The organism is Cupriavidus sp. 09_S30 (genome assembly GCF_056930435.1).
On the sequence record NZ_JBXOWI010000002.1, the window covers coordinates 2,286,966 to 2,302,396 of the forward strand.

A 15,431-nucleotide genomic window follows, 5' to 3' on the forward strand; every position below is an offset into this window, starting at 1 on the left:
CCGCATCACTGCACCGGCCGTCGCCGCAGCACCGCTGCGGCGACGGCCGGCAACACCACGAAGCGCTCGAGACCGAAGGGGTTCGACGAGAGGCGCGGATTCACATTCCAAAAGAATGGGTAGAGGAACAACATGAATTCCGACAATGAGAACGGCTCGCTAAAGCGCGGGCTCAAGAACCGGCATATCCAGCTGATTGCGCTGGGCGGCGCCATCGGCACCGGCCTGTTCCTGGGCATCGCCCAGACCATCAAGATGGCCGGCCCCTCCGTGCTGCTCGGCTATGCCGTGGCCGGCATCGTGGCCTTCTTCATCATGCGCCAGCTGGGCGAGATGGTGGTGGACGAGCCGGTGGCCGGCTCCTTCAGCTACTTCGCCGACAAGTACTGCGGCCAATTCGCCGGCTTCATCTCGGGCTGGAACTACTGGGTGCTGTATATCCTGGTCAGCATGGCCGAGCTCTCGGCCGTGGGCATCTATATCCAGTACTGGTGGCCGCACGTGCCGACCTGGATGTCGGCGCTGGCCTTCTTCCTGATCATCAACGCCATCAACCTGTCGAGCGTGAAATCCTTCGGCGAGATGGAGTTCTGGTTCTCCATCATCAAGGTGGCGGCCATCGTCGGCATGATCGGCTTCGGCGGCTACCTGCTGGTGTCCGGCTCGGCGGGCCCGCAGGCAAGCGTCACCAACCTGTGGCAGCACGGCGGCTTCTTCCCCAACGGCTTCGGCGGCCTGGTGATGGCCATGGCCGTCATCATGTTCTCCTTCGGCGGCCTGGAACTGGTGGGCATCACCGCGGCCGAGGCGGACTCGCCGCAGACGACCATCCCCAAGGCCACCAACCAGGTGATCTATCGCATCCTGATCTTCTACGTGGGCGCGCTGGGCGTGCTGCTCTCGCTCTACCCGTGGGAGAAGGTTGTCACCGGCGGTAGCCCCTTCGTGCTGATCTTCCACGCACTGAACGCCGACATCGTCGCGCACGTGCTGAACGTGGTGGTGCTGACGGCCGCGCTGTCGGTCTACAACAGCGGTGTCTACTGCAACAGCCGCATGCTGTACGGCCTGGCCAAGCAGGGCAACGCCCCGCAGGCGCTGCTGAAGGTGAACAAGCGCGGTATTCCGCTGGTGGCGCTGGGCGTCTCGGCTGCGGCCACGGCGCTGTGCGTGGTGATCAACTATTTCATGCCCGGCAAGGCCTTCGAGCTGCTGATGGGCCTGGTGGTGTCGGCGCTGCTGATCAACTGGGCGATGATCAGCGTCATCCACCTCAAGTTCCGCCACGACAAGCGCCGTGCCGGCCAGGAGACGCGCTTCAAGAGCCTGGGCTACCCGCTGACCAACTACCTGTGCCTGGCCTTCCTGGCCGGCATCCTGGTGATCATGTACCTGACCCCCGACCTGCGCATCTCGGTCTATCTGATCCCGGTCTGGCTGGGCGTGCTGGCGATCAGCTACCGCTTCCGCCAGAAGCGCCAGCCCCATGGCGCCGCGCTGGGCGGCGGCGTCGCCGCGCGGTAATCCGATGCCCCCGGGCCGCCATGCCGGCCCGGGCGGAAAGCGGCATGGGCTGACCTGGCCCGCCGTCTGTGGCATTCTCTGTCTTTTAGCCCGCCCGGCGCCGTCGGGCGGGCGTCCGCTTCACCCCCAAACCCAAGCACGCAGGAACTCCCATGTTCGAACACATCGAAGCCTTTCCGGGCGACCCGATCCTCTCGCTGAACGAAAACTTCCAGGTCGATCCCCGCACCCAGAAGGTCAACCTGAGCATCGGCATCTACTTCGATGACAACGGCAAGCTGCCCGTGATGCAGGCCGTGCGCGAGGCCGAGGCCGCGCTGCTGGCCGACATCGGCCCCCGCCCCTACCTGCCCATGGCCGGCCTGGCAGCCTACCGCGACGCCGTGCAGGCGCTGGTCTTCGGCGAACAGGCCAAGGCGCGCGCCGAAAGCCGCATCGCCACGCTGCAGACGCTGGGCGGCTCGGGCGCGCTGCGCGTGGGCGCCGACTTCCTCAAGCGCTACTTCCCCAAGGCCCAGGTCTGGATCAGCGACCCGAGCTGGGAAAACCACCGCGTGGTCTTCGAGCGCGCCGGCTTCACGGTGCAAAGCTACCCCTACTACGATGACGCCACCGGCGGCCTGAAGTTCGACGCCATGCTGGCCGCACTGAAGGCCGTGCCCAAGGGCGACGTGGTGCTGCTGCACGCCTGCTGCCACAACCCGACCGGCGTGGACCTGGACCAGGACCAATGGCGCCAGGTCATCGCTGTGCTGAAGGCACAAGGCCTGCTGCCCTTCGTCGACATGGCCTACCAGGGCTTCGGCGCTGGCCTGGACGATGACGCCTTTGCCATCCGCGAAATGGAGCGCGAGGGCCTGTCCTTCCTGGTGGCCAATTCGTTCTCGAAGAACTTCTCGCTGTACGGCGAGCGCTGCGGCGGCCTGAGCGTGGTCTGCAACAGCGCCGACGAAGCTTCGCGCGTGCTCGGCCAACTGACCGGCGCCGTGCGCGCCAACTACAGCAACCCGCCCACGCACGGCGCGCGCATCGTCAACAAGGTCCTGACCACGCCGGCGCTGCGCGCCCAGTGGCAGGCCGAGCTGGCCGCCATGTGCGAGCGCATCACCCGCATGCGCCAGGCCATCCACGACAGCCTGGTCGGCCACGTGAGCGGCGAGGCGCTGTCGCGCTACGTCAAGCAGCGCGGCATGTTCACCTACACCGGCCTGAGCGCCGAGCAGGTGGACAGCCTGCGCGAAGAGCACGGCGTCTACCTGCTGCGCTCGGGCCGCATGTGCGTGGCTGGCCTGAACGAGAGCAATGTGTCGATCGTGGCCAAGGCCATCGGCACCGTGCTGGCCAAGGCCTAAAGCCACAGTAAAGCCAAGGCGGGCCCGCGCCATGCGGGCCCCAGCCATGCCGGTGGCCGCCACCGGCATGGTCCCCTACTGCAGTTCGATCTTCGCCACCTGTGCCAGGCGCTTCCAGCGTGCGATCTCCTCGCTCTGGTAGCGCCGCAGTTCGGCCGGCGTCGACAGGATCAGCGAGGTCGACTGCCGCTGGTAGTACTCCTTGACGTCCTGCGCCGCACCCGCGGCGGCGAACAGGGCAACCAGGCGCTGCACGACGGCAGGCGGCGTCTTTGCCGATACCGCGGCAGCCACCCAGTTGTAGCAGAGGAAGTCCGGCATGCCGGCCTCGGCCGAGGTCGGCACCTCGGGCAGCAGCGGCGAACGCTGCGGCGCCGTATAGGCCAGCGCGCGCGCCTTGCCGGCCTTGGCCAGCTCGATCGCCCCGCTCGCATCCACCACGGCAAAGTCCACATTGCCCGCCACCACGCCGTTGATCGCATCGCCCGCGCCCTTGTAGGGCACGTTCGTCGTCTTGACGCCCGCCAGCTCGTTCAGCCATTCCGTGTACAGCGTGTACGACATCGACCCCGAGCCATAGTTGAGGGCGCCGGGACGCTGGCGCGCGGCATCGAGCAGCGCCTTGAGCGTGGTGTAGGGCGAGTTGCCCGGCACCAGCACCAGGCATGGCCCGCGCGACAGCAGCGTGATCGGCGCGAAGTCGGCGATCGGATCGTAGGGCAGCTTGCGGAAGGTGGCGGCATTGGTCGACAGCGTCGAGTTGCTGCCGATGAAGACGGTGTAGCCGTCCGGGGCCGCGCTCAACACCGTCTGCACGCCGATGAAGCCATTGCCGCCCGGCTTGTTCTCCACTACCACGCCATGCCCGCTCAGCTCGCCGATCTTCTTGGCGAACACACGTGCGGTGATATCGGTGCCGCTGCCCGGCGGGAAGGGCACGACGAATCGTAGCGGCCGGCTCGGAAAGGCGGCGTCCGCGGCGCGCGCCGCGGGCGGCGCGGCAAGCGTGGCCGCGGCGAGGATGGCTGCGCCCAGCGCGAAGACCAGGCGCCTGCGCGCCGGTGGCGTGGAATGAGGGTTGGCGGTGTGCATGATGTCTCCTTGATGATTGTCCCGGCACGGCCGGTGCTTGCCGGGGCATCGCTGGCCCCGGTCTTCGCCTGGCCGGCGCCCGGCCTGCGGGCGGCGGCAGCGGGCGCTCAACGGTGCTTCAGTCCGAGCAGGTCGCGTGCGATGACCCAGCGGTGCACCTCGGACGGCCCCTCGTAGATGCGCATCAGCCGCGTCTCGTTGGCCATCTGCTGCAGCGGCAGCTCCTTGGTCATGCCCATCGCGCCGAACACCTGCATGGCATGGTCGATCACGTCCCAGGCCATCTCCGTGGCGAACACCTTGATCATCGACACCTGGGTGCGCGCCTGGTCGCCGGCATCGATACGCGCGGCCGCGTCGTAGGTCATCAGGCGGCAGGCGTGGATGCGCGTGGCGGCATCGGCCACCCACCACTGGATGGCCTGGCGGTCGGCCAGTGCGGCGCCGAAGGTGCGGCGCTGCGGCGCGTATTCGCACAGCATGTCCAGCGCGCGCTGCGCGCGGCCGATGCACCAGGCCGCCATCTGCACCCGCCGCGTGGACAGGCGCGTCTGCATCGGCGCGAACCCTTCTCCCTCCGTGCCTAGCAGCTGGCCGGCCGGCACGCGGCAATCTTCCAGCACCACCTCATAGGTGGAATGGCCGCCGATCATCGGGATGCGCCGCTCCACCTTGAAGCCCGGCGTGCCGCGCTCGACGATAAAGGCCGAGATGCCCGGCCGCGCGCCGCGCGTGCGGTCGGTCACGGCCATCACGATGGTCCAGTCCGCACGGGCCGCGCGGCTGATCCAGATCTTGCGGCCATTGAGCACCCAGTGGTCGCCGTCGCGCTCGGCGCGGGTGGTCATCATCGACGGGTCGCCTCCCGCGCCCGGCTCGGAGATGGCAATCGCCGACACCGTCTCGCCGCGCGCATAGGGCGCCAGGTAGCGGGCGCGCTGGTCTTCATTGGCGGTCTGCAGCAGCATGCGCAGGTTGGGCGAGTCCGGCGGCAGGTCATAGGGCGTGATGGTCTTGCCCAGCTCCTCGTTGACGCCAACCATCGCCACCACCGGCAGGTCCGAGCCGCCCATTTCGGCGGGGGCGTCCAGCCCCCACAGGCCCAGTTCGCGCGACAGCGCATCCAGCCGCGCATGTTCCTCGGGCAATAGCGCCAGCTGGCCGCCTTCGGCCTCGCGCGCCAGCACGGCCGGCTCGAGCGGAAGCAACTGCTCGCGCACGAATCGCGCGACCAGGTCCTTCAGCATCCGGTGTTCTTGGTCCAGTTCAAAATTCATCGTTGGTCTCCTCCTTGCGCTTGGTGCTGGGGTTGCGGCGCGTGGATCCACGCATCACGGCGCCGGCTGGCGGCCGGCCGCCAGCCGCGCCACCGCCGCCTCATCCAGCCCCGCCTCGGCCAGCACCTCCGCGGTGTGTTCGCCCAGGCGCGGCGCATGCCGCCGCAGCGACAATGGGGTCGCCGAAAAGCGCGCCGCCGGCCGCATCTCGCGCAGCGGCCCTTCGCTCGGGTGCTCGGTGCGCTGGAACAGCCCGACCGCCTCCAGGTGGGGATGGTTCGGCAGCGCATCGAGCGCGTAGATCGGCGTGGCCGGGATATCCAGTGTCTCGAACAGCGCCATCCATTCGGCGGTGCTGCGCTCGGGCGTGATCTCCCCCAGGTGCTGGTAGAGCGCCCGGATGTTCGCGTTGCGCTGGGCACGGCTCGAAATGTCGTATTTCTCGCCGAGGTCTTCGCGGCCCACGGCGCGGAAGAAGGCCTGCCAATGCCGGTCGGTATAGGGCAGCGCGCAGATCCAGCCGTCGCGCGTGCGCGCCGGGCGCCGGCCGCCCTGCAGCAGGCGCGCGTAACCGGCGCCCGCGGTGGCCGGATCGAAGGTCAGCCCGCCCAGGTGCTCGGCCAGCACGAAGCTGGCCATCGTCTCCAGCATGGGCACTTCCACCTGCTGCCCTTCCCCGTGGCGCTCGCGGTGCAGCAGCGCGGCCAGCACCGCGTTGGCCAGCGCCAGGCCGGTGGTCTTGTCGGCGATCAGGCTGGGCACGTATTCCGGCCGCTCGCCCGCGGCCGAGCCCAGCGCCACCAGGCCGCAGGCTGCCTGGATGATGTCGTCGAAGGCGGGCTTGTCGCGGTCCGGTCCGTCCTGGCCGAATCCGGTCGCCACGCAATAGACGATGCGCGGGTTCAGCGCCGCCACCGCCGCGTAGCCGAAGCCGAGCCGCTCGATGGCGGACACGCGCATGTTGTGGACCAGGACATCGGCGCCGGCGATCAGCTCGCGCAGCGCGGCCGCGCCGTCGGCGCTCTTCAGGTCCAGCACCACCGAGCGCTTGTTGCGGTTCAGCGCCAGGTAGATCGAACTCATGCCGGCGTGCTGCGACACGCCGTTGGCGCGCATCAGGTCGCCTTCCGGCCCCTCCACCTTGATCACGTCCGCGCCGAGGTCCGCCAGCACTTGCGTGGCCAGCGGGCCCAGCACCACCGAGGTCAGGTCGAGCACGCGGATGCCGTCGAGCGGACCGGTGCGTGCCTTGCCCGCAGCGTGGCCGGGAGCGGCACGGCGTGCGCCGCCCGCCGCCGCTGCGGTTTCATCGATCGATCGCATGGTGCCTCCTCAGCGACGGCGGAACGCCGGATCGCGCCGCTGCGCCATCGCGGCTACGCCCTCGCGGAAGTCTTCGGTGGCGAATTGCACGCGCTGGATCGCCAGTTCGCGCTGGTTGATCTCGGCGATGCGATCGGCCAGCCCCAGGCGCAACGTCTCGCGCGTGCTCTCCACCGCCAGCGGCGCCGACAGCGCGATCTCGCCGGCCAGCGCCAGCGCCCGCGCCTTGACCTGGTCCTTGGGCACCAGCTCGTCGGCCAGGCCGATCGCCACCGCCTCTTCGCCGCCGATGCGCCGGCCGGTATAGAAGAGCCGCGCGGCCTGTTGCTCGCCCACGAGCCGCGGCAGCGTCAGGCTCAGCCCGAAACCGGGATGGAAGCCCAGCCGGTTGAAGTTGGCGGAAAAGCGCGCCTCGGGGCAGGTCACGCGGAAGTCGGCGACCAGCGCCAATCCCAGTCCGGCGCCGATGGCCGGCCCCTCGACCGCCGCGACGATGGGCTTGCGGTTGCGGTACAGCTTCATCGCCTGTGCGTAAAAGGCCGATGGATCATTGGCCACGCTGCCGCGCTCGGCGCCGCTGAAATCGGCGCCGGCGCAGAATGTGCCCACGCCGGAGCACAGCAGCACGGCGCGGCATTCATCGTCCGCGTCGCATTGTGCGAAGGTCTCCGCAAGCTCGCGCATTACGTTGACATCGACAAAATTGTGCGGCGGCCGGCTGAGTTCGACCACGGTGACGTGCTGCGCTTGCGAGACGCGGATTTCGGCATCGGCTGACATGGGGCAAGGACTCCTCGACGGCGGGCACGGCGGCCCGTGCAGGGTGGCTGGAAATGGAGCGGCCGGCGACGCGCCGGATTGGGCCGGATTGCGCTGCCGCTCGACCGCACTCAGTATTCGCCGAACCTCGGCCGGCCGCTATACTGCAATTTCGGATTCCGAAATCTTTTGCCATGCCTGCCAGCGATCCCCCGGCGCCGTCGACACGGCGCCAGACAAGCGACAGCGGCCGCTTCACACGCGGCACCGAAGGCAGCCAGTCGCTGGAGCGCGGGCTGGCGCTGCTGCGCGCCTTCCGCGTCGGCACCTCTTGCCTGGGCAATGCGGAACTGGCCGCGCGCACCGGCCTGCCGCGGCCGACGGTGAGCCGCCTGACGCGCTCGCTGGTGGATGCGGGGTTCCTGCACTATGACGTCGCTGCGCGCGCCTACCGGCTGGCGCCGGTGGTGGTGAGCCTGGCCGATGCCTTCGGACAGGCAACGCCGGTGCCCGAACTGGCGCTGCCGGGCATGCGCGCGATCGCCGAGGCCGAGCACGTCAACGTCGGACTGGCCGTGGCCGACCAGACCGAGATGGTCTATCTTGCGTCGATCCGGCACAGCCAGGACAGCGTGTCGTTGACGCGGCGCGTGGCACCGGGCACGCGAGTGGCGATGGAGCGCACCGCGATCGGCCTGGCGTATCTCGCGATGCTGCCGGCGGCGGTGCGGCAGGATCTGCTGCTGCGCATCGAAACGCGCCTGGGCGAGCGGTGGGAACGGCGGGCCGCCGGCATCGCCCGCCGCATCGCGCAGGCGCAGCGCCAGGGCTATTGCGTGGCGGCCTACCAGCCGGGCCATCTCGCGGCGGTGGGCACCGCCTTCATCGGCCCGGACCAGCAGCTCTACGGCCTCAACATCAGTTACGCGCAACGGCCCGGCCATGGCCGCCACGACAGCGAGCGCTACGCGGCCATGCTGCTGGGCCTGGCGCAGCGCGTCGGCATGGCCGGGCATTGGGGTGGCGCGTCCGTGGCCGGCGCCGCGGATGGCGTCACCGAATAAGGAGGTCGCCGGCAGGCGCGCCTCGGTCGAGCGAGATATTGCCCGCCTTGATGATCTCCGCCTAGCGGGTACCGTCGCGATCGATTTGTTTCTGGAAGTTGTAGCAGAGGAAGACCAGCACTTCGGGCAGCAGCGGCGAACGCTGCGGCGCCCTATAGGCCAGCTATCGTGCCTCGGATTTCGGCGGACGCGCGCGCCGCCCGGCCGCGCGCAGCAGCTTCTGGAACGTCGGGCAGGCCAGATGGCTCGGCGCCGGGCACACGGCGGCGTGCCGCAGACCGTCGCGCATCGCGCTGAGCCGGCGGATCGTGTGGTCCAACTCATCGGCTTTCGCATCTAGCTGCGCACGGTCGATCGCCGGCTCTCCGTCGGCGCCGAACATCGCGCGAATCTCGTCGAGCGAAAAGCCGGCCTCGCGCCCGAGCGCAATCAGAGCTAGCCGCTGCAGCACCTCGCGGTCGTACTGACGCCGCAAGCCGCGCCGCCCGGTCGACGCGATCAATCCCTTCTCTTCGTAGTAGCGCAACGTCGAAGCGGGCAATCCCGATTGGCGCGCGACATCGCCGATGTCCAGAGAGCGCATGCTTGCTTGACCTCAAGTTAACTTGAAGTAGCAAGATACCGGCTCGATCCCGTTGAAACAAGCAACATGAAAACGACACCGATCCCGCGCCGCGCCGAGCGGCCGGCATCACACCGCGACCCTGGCGGCCCCTGCCCCGTCCGAACCGAACCGGCCGGAGGCGGCGATGCATGAAACGATCGAGATGCTGCGCGATGCGCTCATCATCGGCGCGGGCGGCACGCTGGGGATGGATCTCTGGGCCGTGCTGCAGCGACGCGCGTTCGGCGTGCCATCGCTCGATTACGCGCTGGTGGGCCGCTGGCTCGGTCACATGCCGGGCGGGCAATTCCGGCATGCATCGATCATGTCGGCGCCACCGGTGGCGCACGAACGCGCGATCGGCTGGGTCGCCCATTACGCGATCGGAATCGCATTTGCGGCGCTGCTGCTGGCGTCCGCGGGACCAGACTGGGCGCGCACGCCGACGCTCATCCCAGCGCTTGCGGCAGGCCTCGCGAGCGTTGTGGCGCCCTTTTGCGTGATGCAGCCGGCGTTCGGCTTCGGCATCGCGGCCGCGCGCACGCCAAGGCCGAACGTCGCGCGGCGGCGCAGCCTCATTGCGCACCTGTCGTTCGGGTTCGGCCTCTATCTGGCCGCACGTACGCTGGCCGCTGTCATCGCGTGACGTGATCGCCGGCGCGATCACGCACGCTCAAGCGCCTCAGTCGAGCGAGATATTGCCCGCCTTGATGATCTCCGCGTAGCGTGCGCCGTCGCGATCGATCAGCTTCTGGAACTCCGCCGGCGTGCTGCCCACGGCAACGTAGCCCAGGTCTTCCAGCCGCTTCTGCACTTCAGGCAGGCGCACGACTTCAGCGATCGTGCGCGACATGCGGTCGATGATCGGCTGCGGCGTGCCCGCCGGCGCCATCAGGCCGGTCCAGGAACTCATCACGAAGCCGGGCAGGCCCGCCTCCTCCATCGTCGGCACATTGGGCGCCACGGCCAGCCGCTTGGCCGAGGCCACGGCCAGCACGTTGATCTTGCCGGCCTTGGCCTGCGGCATCGGCACCAGCAGCGGGTCGAACACCATCGACACCTGGCCCGACATCAGGTCGGTCAGGATGGGCGCGCTGCCGTTGTAGGGGATATGGGTCATCTCCAGCTTGCTGACCATGGCGAAGCGGGTGCCCACCAGGTGCGCGCTGGAGCCGGTGCCGCTGGAGGCGAAGTTCAGCTTGCCGGGATTGCGCTTGCCGTACTCGATCAGTTCGGCCACGGTATGCGCCGGAATCTGCTTGGCCGTGAACAGGAACAGCGGCAGGTCGGCCATGTAGCTGACCGGCTTCAGGTCGGCCGGCTTGTAGGGCAGCGACTTGTACAGGCTCGGGTTGGCCGAGTAGGCGGCCAGCACCGACAGGAAGGTGTAGCCGTCGCCCTTGGCGCGCGCCGCCACGGTGGTGCCCACCGTACTGTTGGCGCCGGGGCGGTTCTCGACGATGACCGTCTGCTTGAGCCGTTCGGCCACCTTCTCGAACACTACGCGCGCAACGGTATCGGTCGAGCCGCCGGGCGTGTAGGGCACGATCACGCGGATCGGCTTGGCGGGCCAGGCGTCCTCGGCCGCGAAGGCGGCGGGCGCCATTGCAGTCTGGCCGAGCAAGGCGGCGGTGGCGACGGCGGCGATGGCCGGCAGACGGCCGGCGAACGGTTTGTTTACTGCCATTGTGCTCCTCTCTATCTCTTGTGAAACGCGCGCTGCGTCACGCCTGTGCGTTCTTTGCGCACGCGCGCCAAGCATGACATGTAATGCTATCAAGTAGACACATTGCAACAAAAAGTGCGTGCAATTTTGTGCGGTCATCGGCGATCCGCCACAGGGCGCGGAGCCGTTGGGGCGAGCGTTCCGGCTCCCGCAGCTCGACGGCATGGACCAAGCCGGCCGGATGGCGGGCATGCGGGTTCGGCCGCGGCGGCGGCCCGCTTCCTGCTTGAAGCGGTATGGGCACGCTGGGTAGAATCGGGCGTTCTCTGTGGAGCCGCCGCGCGGCGCCCGCGCCGGAGCCACACCGCCGCCGACACACCCGTCCCGATCCGGTGTGGCGCGGCGGGACCCGCGCCCGCTCCACCCGCCACACCGGAATCCGAACGTGCCATTCATTCTTCTTGGCCTCGCCCTGATCGGCGCCCTCATCTATGGCTTGGTCCGCCTGTACATGGCGGTGGCGGCGGCCTTCGGGCCGCTTGCCGGCGCCGGCGCCGTGCTGCTGGCCATCGCCTTGCTGGTTGCGCTGATCGCCAGCGTCGTGCGCCGCTACCGACGCATCCACGGCACCACCGTGAATGGCGAGCGCATCCTGTTGCTGGACGGTGCGTGGGGCAGCCTGCGCATCGACGCCGAACACAAGCACGGCCTGCTGGCATTGCACGAGGCGCGCTCCCGCTTCATCTTCGCGGACATCGCGGGGGCCGAGCCCGCCAGCGAGGGCGGCGCGTGGACGCTCGCGCTGCGCCTGGAGCACAACGCCCAGCCTCTGTGGCGCATCCCCATGCCTTCGCGCAAGGAAGCGCAACGCTGGGCAAAGATCTTCACCCTGGCCGCGGCGCAGAAGCTCTAGGAAGGCCGGCGCCGTAGTGCAGCCGCTAGCCGGCGTGCATCAGGATATTGACTAGCTTGCCGAAGGGGTCGCGCACATAGAAACGGCGCACGCCCCAGGGCTCGTCGACTGGCCCGTACTCCACCGCAAAGCCAGCTGCACGCATGCCCGCCAGCACCGCGTCGACGTCATCGACCTCGATCGACAGATCCGGCACCGGCGTACCCGATCCGCCTTCTGTAGCGATGCTGAGCTGGATGCCCATGCTCCGCTCGGCGCCGTAGGTGGCGATCCATCCATGGTCCATCAGCAGGTCGAGGCCCAGCACATCTTGGTAGAAGCGGCGGGCCGCACCGATGTCGGCCGCGGCGATGTTGGCAACGATGCGTTTGACCTTCATGTGCTCTCCTTGAGGCCGGCCGGCGCGCTCAACCGGCCGCCCTACCCCTTCAAGTACATGTTCAAGCGCTTGGCCGCATTGCGCAGGTGGGACTCCGCCGCCTCCGCCGCGCGCTCGGGATCGCCGGCGGCAATGGCGTCGTAGATCAGCTTGTGTTCTTCCTGCACGGCCTCGACGAGGTCGGCGTGGCGGCTCTTGGTATTGCTGCGCGCCTGCCTGATCAGCCGGCGTGCGCCGTGTTCCAGGTGCTCGCTGAGGGCCTGGAAGTGCGGATTGTGGGTGGCGTCGACGATGGCCTGGTGGAAGGCGAAATCCTCGTCGTCGCCGAGGCGGTCGTTGGCGATCTCATACTCCATGCCGATCAGCGCCCGCCGGATGCGTTTGAGGTCTTCCGGCGTGCGGCGTATCGCCGCGAAGCGGGTGGCCGCCACTTCGATGGTGACCAGCAGCTCCATCACCATCGACAGCGAGTGCTTCTCGTCGATAGCCACGTCCTGCATGCGGAAGGCCTGCCGCTGGCTGCGCTCGATCACGAACACGCCGCTGCCGGCCTTCGACTCCACCAGCCCTTCCGACTTCAGTTGCGATAGCGCTTCGCGCACCACGGCGCGGCTGACCGAAAACTGCTCGCACAGCAAGCGTTCGCTCGGCAGGCGGTCGCCCACGGCGAACTCGCCGGACGAGATCGCCTGGCTCAGGCGCCGCGCGATCTCGTCCGGCAGGTGCTTCGGTTCAGGGTGGAACATCACGCTTTCCGCACGGTTCCCGCCAGAAGGTGCCATGTCCGGCACGGTCTTGCTCACAGTTCTCTCCCTCGCGCCAGCCGGCGCGGTCTGCAAATTGGTCTTACAGGTCAATGTAGCACGTCTCGATGCGAGTGCAATCGCTTGCGCACATCGACGTGTGCAAGGCGAACGCAGCGCTGTCCAAGATGCCTTCGCACCCCGCTTCCAATAGCGCGCCGTCTCGCCGGACTGCCCGTTTTAGCGGGGTTCTTCGGCCATCAGTAAAAACCCGGATACGCCGGCAGCGCCGTTGACGCAGCCTGTCCAACTCCCTATAGTAAACCTGTCTGACCAATTTTATAACTGTCAGACCAATAAAGGATGACGCCCGCGCGGCGCATCCGGATGGCCTAACTATCCAGGAGACATGCATGAGCGGTAGCCGTATTTCCCGTCCTTTGCTCGCGGCAGCGGCGCTTTCCCTGCTGGCAGGCGCGGCATCGGCGGCCCCGGTGAAGATTGCGCTGGTCGAGACCCTGTCCGGGCCGCAGGCCTCGACCGGGCTGATGTTCCGCGCCGCCGCGCGCTACACCATCGACAAGCTCAACGCGGCCGGCGGCTGGAACGGCGAGCCGTTGCAGCTGGTCGAGTACGACAACCAGGGCGGCCCCGCCGGCGCCGCCGACAAGCTGAAGGCCGCCGTGGCCGACGGCGCCCAGATCGTGATGCAGGGCTCGTCCTCCGCCGTGTCGGGGCAGATCACCGAGGACGTGCGCAAGTTCAACCTGCGCAACCCCGGCAAGGAGATCCTCTACCTGAACCTTGGCGGCGAGGCGATGGAGCTGACTGGCGACAAATGCCACTTCTACCATTTCCGCTTCGCCACCAACGCCCAGATCCGCGTCAAGGCGCTGGTCGGCGCGATGAAGCCGCTCAATACGCTGGGCACCCGCGTGTACGCCATCAACCAGAACTACTCCTGGGGCACCGACATGCAGAAGGCCGTCGCCGACTACGCCGGCCTGGGCGGCTACACGGTGGTGGACAAGACGCTGCATGACGTCAACAAGGTGCAGGACTTCTCGCCCTACGTGGCGAAGATCGCGGCCGCCAAGGCAGACACGGTGATCACCGGCAACTGGTCCAACGACCTGCTGCTGTTGATGAAGGCCAGCAAGGCCGCCGGCCTGAAGACCCGCTTCGCCACCGTCTTCCTCGACCAGCCGGGCAACGTCGGCAATGCCGGCGACGTGGCGCTGGGCCACTATGTCGCCCACCCCTTCAACGCGGAAGCCGGCGGCGCCGACGGCGAGAAGCTCGCCAGCGAGTTCAAGGCCAAGGAAGGCCATATGCCGGTCTTCATCGAGCCGCAGTCGGTGTTCGGCATCGAGATGCTGGGTGAGGCGCTGAAGTCGGTCAAGCCCGAAGGCGGCAAGCTCAGCACCAAGGCACTCGCCCTGGCGCTGGAGAAGGCCAAGGTCAAGACGCCGCTCGGCGAAATGAGCATGCGTGCGGCCGACCACCAGGTGCTGCTGCCGATGGTGGTGTCGGTGGTCAGCAAGGACGCGAAGTTCAAGGTCGACGGCACCGACATGGGCTTCAAGCCGGTCAAGACCTTCTCCGCGGCCGAAGCCGCCACCCCGCCGCAGGCCAGCTGCAAGATGCAGCGCCCCAGCTGATCCCGCGACACCCATCACGCTGACCGGCGCGCGCCATCCGCGGCGCGTCCCGGCATGCGCGGCGGCAGCCGTCCTCCGACGGCGCTGCCGCGCAGTGGATTGGCTCGTCCAAAAAAAGCCCAGGAAGCCTCATGGAATACCTCATCGTCTCGCTGCTCAACGGCGCGATCTACGGCCTGCTGCTGTTCATGGTCTCGGCCGGCCTCACGCTGATCTTCGGCATGATGGGCGTGCTGAACTTCGCGCACGCCTCCTTCTACATGCTCGGCGCCTACCTGGCCTATACGCTGCAGGGCGCGCTCGGCTTCTGGCCGTCGCTGGTGGTGTCGCCCATCCTGGTCGGCCTGACCGGCGTGGCGGTGGAGCGTTTCTTCCTGCGCCGCGTGCACCGTTTCGGCCATGCGCATGAACTGCTGCTGACCTTCGGCCTGTCTTTCATCATCGCCGAACTGATCAAGCTGTTCTTCGGCAACTTCCCGGTCGACTACCGGGTGCCCGCTGCGCTGGACTTCGCCGCCTTCCACCTCGGCGCCACCTCCTACCCCTTCTATCGCGTGCTGATGGGCGGCATCGCGCTGCTGATGTTCGGCCTGATCTACCTGATGCTGACGCGCACCCGCGTTGGCATCGTGGTGCGTTCGGCCATCTACAAGCCGCGCATGGCCGAGGCACTCGGCCACAACGTGCCGCTGGTCTTCATGGGCGTGTTCGGCGTGGGCGCCGCGCTGGCCGGGCTGGCGGGCGCGGTGGCTGGCGCCTTCTACACCACCAATCCGAATATGGCGCTGGAGCTCGGCGTGATGGTCTTCGTGGTGGTGGTGGTGGGCGGCCTGGGCTCGCTCGAGGGCGCGATGCTCGCCTCGCTGCTGATCGGCCTGATCACCTCGCTGTCGGTCGGCGTCGACCGCAGCCTCGCCGACCTGTTCGCACTGTTCGGCGCCCGCGGCTGGGCGGAGGAAGTCGGCGGCCTGCTGACGCTGAAGCTCTCCAGCCTGTCCGCCACCATCCCCTTCGCCCTGATGCTGCTGATCCTGCTGGTACGCCCCTCCGGGCTGATGGGTGAAAAGGAGTAAG

The 15,431-nt window shown here is 68.2% G+C and carries 16 protein-coding genes; 7 read left to right on the forward strand and 9 right to left on the reverse strand.

Annotated elements, in window-relative coordinates; all coding sequences use genetic code 11:
• Positions 1-5: 5 nt before the first annotated feature.
• A complete protein-coding gene (locus AC1Z3O_RS30435) occupies positions 6-134 on the reverse strand; it encodes a hypothetical protein (RefSeq protein ID WP_483520342.1) in 129 nt (42 codons plus the stop codon).
• On the opposite strand from AC1Z3O_RS30435, the gene AC1Z3O_RS30440 reads away from it, so the two are divergent.
• Both AC1Z3O_RS30440 and AC1Z3O_RS30445 read left to right on the forward strand, forming a co-directional pair.
• A complete protein-coding gene (locus AC1Z3O_RS30440) occupies positions 133-1,524 on the forward strand; it encodes an amino acid permease (RefSeq protein WP_483520344.1) in 1,392 nt (463 codons plus the stop codon). The genes AC1Z3O_RS30435 and AC1Z3O_RS30440 overlap by 2 nt on opposite strands.
• Before the next feature lie 152 nt (positions 1,525-1,676).
• Entirely contained in the window at positions 1,677-2,876 is a 1,200-nt protein-coding gene (locus AC1Z3O_RS30445) for an amino acid aminotransferase (protein WP_483520346.1), read from the forward strand.
• Between the two features lie 75 nt (positions 2,877-2,951).
• Here AC1Z3O_RS30445 and AC1Z3O_RS30450 read toward each other — a convergent pair whose 3' ends face one another.
• The 4 genes from AC1Z3O_RS30450 to AC1Z3O_RS30465 all read right to left on the reverse strand — a co-directional run bounded on the left by AC1Z3O_RS30450 (position 2,952) and on the right by AC1Z3O_RS30465 (position 7,348).
• A complete protein-coding gene (locus AC1Z3O_RS30450; RefSeq protein ID WP_483520348.1) occupies positions 2,952-3,968 on the reverse strand; it encodes a Bug family tripartite tricarboxylate transporter substrate binding protein in 1,017 nt (338 codons plus the stop codon).
• Positions 3,969-4,075: 107 nt separating this feature from the next.
• Positions 4,076-5,245, reverse strand: a complete 1,170-nt coding sequence (locus tag AC1Z3O_RS30455) for an acyl-CoA dehydrogenase family protein (protein ID WP_483520350.1) — start codon at positions 5,243-5,245, stop codon at positions 4,076-4,078.
• Between the two features lie 54 nt (positions 5,246-5,299).
• Positions 5,300-6,568, reverse strand: a complete 1,269-nt coding sequence (locus AC1Z3O_RS30460) for a CaiB/BaiF CoA transferase family protein (protein ID WP_483520352.1) — start codon at positions 6,566-6,568, stop codon at positions 5,300-5,302.
• A gap of 9 nt (positions 6,569-6,577) precedes the next feature.
• Positions 6,578-7,348, reverse strand: coding sequence for an enoyl-CoA hydratase/isomerase family protein (locus AC1Z3O_RS30465; RefSeq protein WP_483520354.1), 771 nt, complete (start codon positions 7,346-7,348; stop codon positions 6,578-6,580).
• Positions 7,349-7,521: 173 nt separating this feature from the next.
• On the opposite strand from AC1Z3O_RS30465, the gene AC1Z3O_RS30470 reads away from it, so the two are divergent.
• Positions 7,522-8,391: an IclR family transcriptional regulator gene (locus AC1Z3O_RS30470; RefSeq protein WP_483520355.1), complete on the forward strand. Its 870-nt coding sequence runs from the start codon at positions 7,522-7,524 to the stop codon at positions 8,389-8,391.
• A 163-nt stretch (positions 8,392-8,554) separates the two neighbouring features.
• Here AC1Z3O_RS30470 and AC1Z3O_RS30475 read toward each other — a convergent pair whose 3' ends face one another.
• The gene (locus tag AC1Z3O_RS30475; protein WP_483520357.1) at positions 8,555-8,974 is read right to left on the reverse strand and encodes a helix-turn-helix domain-containing protein; all 420 of its coding nucleotides are present in this window, start codon (positions 8,972-8,974) and stop codon (positions 8,555-8,557) included.
• A 166-nt stretch (positions 8,975-9,140) separates the two neighbouring features.
• Here AC1Z3O_RS30475 and AC1Z3O_RS30480 point away from each other — a divergent pair, with 166 nt between their 5' ends.
• Positions 9,141-9,641: a DUF2938 domain-containing protein gene (locus tag AC1Z3O_RS30480; protein WP_483520358.1), complete on the forward strand. Its 501-nt coding sequence runs from the start codon at positions 9,141-9,143 to the stop codon at positions 9,639-9,641.
• A gap of 36 nt (positions 9,642-9,677) precedes the next feature.
• Here AC1Z3O_RS30480 and AC1Z3O_RS30485 read toward each other — a convergent pair whose 3' ends face one another.
• Positions 9,678-10,682, reverse strand: coding sequence for a tripartite tricarboxylate transporter substrate binding protein (locus tag AC1Z3O_RS30485; RefSeq protein ID WP_483520360.1), 1,005 nt, complete (start codon positions 10,680-10,682; stop codon positions 9,678-9,680).
• A 424-nt stretch (positions 10,683-11,106) separates the two neighbouring features.
• Here AC1Z3O_RS30485 and AC1Z3O_RS30490 point away from each other — a divergent pair, with 424 nt between their 5' ends.
• The gene (locus tag AC1Z3O_RS30490) at positions 11,107-11,574 is read left to right on the forward strand and encodes a hypothetical protein (RefSeq protein ID WP_483520362.1); all 468 of its coding nucleotides are present in this window, start codon (positions 11,107-11,109) and stop codon (positions 11,572-11,574) included.
• 25 nt (positions 11,575-11,599) lie between these two features.
• Here AC1Z3O_RS30490 and AC1Z3O_RS30495 read toward each other — a convergent pair whose 3' ends face one another.
• Together AC1Z3O_RS30495 and AC1Z3O_RS30500 are read right to left on the reverse strand one after the other, a co-directional pair.
• Positions 11,600-11,953, reverse strand: coding sequence for a VOC family protein (locus AC1Z3O_RS30495; RefSeq protein WP_483520364.1), 354 nt, complete (start codon positions 11,951-11,953; stop codon positions 11,600-11,602).
• A gap of 41 nt (positions 11,954-11,994) precedes the next feature.
• On the reverse strand, positions 11,995-12,699 hold the full coding sequence (locus AC1Z3O_RS30500; protein ID WP_483520366.1) for a FadR/GntR family transcriptional regulator: 705 nt from the start codon (positions 12,697-12,699) through the stop codon (positions 11,995-11,997).
• Positions 12,700-13,109: 410 nt separating this feature from the next.
• On the opposite strand from AC1Z3O_RS30500, the gene AC1Z3O_RS30505 reads away from it, so the two are divergent.
• Both AC1Z3O_RS30505 and AC1Z3O_RS30510 read left to right on the forward strand, forming a co-directional pair.
• A complete protein-coding gene (locus tag AC1Z3O_RS30505; RefSeq protein ID WP_483520368.1) occupies positions 13,110-14,357 on the forward strand; it encodes a branched-chain amino acid ABC transporter substrate-binding protein in 1,248 nt (415 codons plus the stop codon).
• Between the two features lie 131 nt (positions 14,358-14,488).
• Positions 14,489-15,430 (forward strand): branched-chain amino acid ABC transporter permease, encoded by a 942-nt coding sequence (locus AC1Z3O_RS30510; RefSeq protein WP_483520370.1) that lies wholly within the window; start codon positions 14,489-14,491, stop codon positions 15,428-15,430.
• The last annotated feature ends 1 nt before the right edge of the window (position 15,431 follow it).

Coding starts and splice junctions, on each gene's coding strand:
- AC1Z3O_RS30440 (WP_483520344.1), top strand. CDS start 133: ATGAATTCCGACAATGAGAACGGCTCGCTAAAGCGCGGGCTCAAGAAC.
- AC1Z3O_RS30435 (WP_483520342.1), bottom strand. CDS start 134: ATGTTGTTCCTCTACCCATTCTTTTGGAATGTGAATCCGCGCCTCTCG.
- AC1Z3O_RS30445 (WP_483520346.1), top strand. CDS start 1,677: ATGTTCGAACACATCGAAGCCTTTCCGGGCGACCCGATCCTCTCGCTG.
- AC1Z3O_RS30450 (WP_483520348.1), bottom strand. CDS start 3,968: ATGCACACCGCCAACCCTCATTCCACGCCACCGGCGCGCAGGCGCCTG.
- AC1Z3O_RS30455 (WP_483520350.1), bottom strand. CDS start 5,245: ATGAATTTTGAACTGGACCAAGAACACCGGATGCTGAAGGACCTGGTC.
- AC1Z3O_RS30460 (WP_483520352.1), bottom strand. CDS start 6,568: ATGCGATCGATCGATGAAACCGCAGCGGCGGCGGGCGGCGCACGCCGT.
- AC1Z3O_RS30465 (WP_483520354.1), bottom strand. CDS start 7,348: ATGTCAGCCGATGCCGAAATCCGCGTCTCGCAAGCGCAGCACGTCACC.
- AC1Z3O_RS30470 (WP_483520355.1), top strand. CDS start 7,522: ATGCCTGCCAGCGATCCCCCGGCGCCGTCGACACGGCGCCAGACAAGC.
- AC1Z3O_RS30475 (WP_483520357.1), bottom strand. CDS start 8,974: ATGCGCTCTCTGGACATCGGCGATGTCGCGCGCCAATCGGGATTGCCC.
- AC1Z3O_RS30480 (WP_483520358.1), top strand. CDS start 9,141: ATGCATGAAACGATCGAGATGCTGCGCGATGCGCTCATCATCGGCGCG.
- AC1Z3O_RS30485 (WP_483520360.1), bottom strand. CDS start 10,682: ATGGCAGTAAACAAACCGTTCGCCGGCCGTCTGCCGGCCATCGCCGCC.
- AC1Z3O_RS30495 (WP_483520364.1), bottom strand. CDS start 11,953: ATGAAGGTCAAACGCATCGTTGCCAACATCGCCGCGGCCGACATCGGT.
- AC1Z3O_RS30500 (WP_483520366.1), bottom strand. CDS start 12,699: ATGTTCCACCCTGAACCGAAGCACCTGCCGGACGAGATCGCGCGGCGC.
- AC1Z3O_RS30505 (WP_483520368.1), top strand. CDS start 13,110: ATGAGCGGTAGCCGTATTTCCCGTCCTTTGCTCGCGGCAGCGGCGCTT.
- AC1Z3O_RS30510 (WP_483520370.1), top strand. CDS start 14,489: ATGGAATACCTCATCGTCTCGCTGCTCAACGGCGCGATCTACGGCCTG.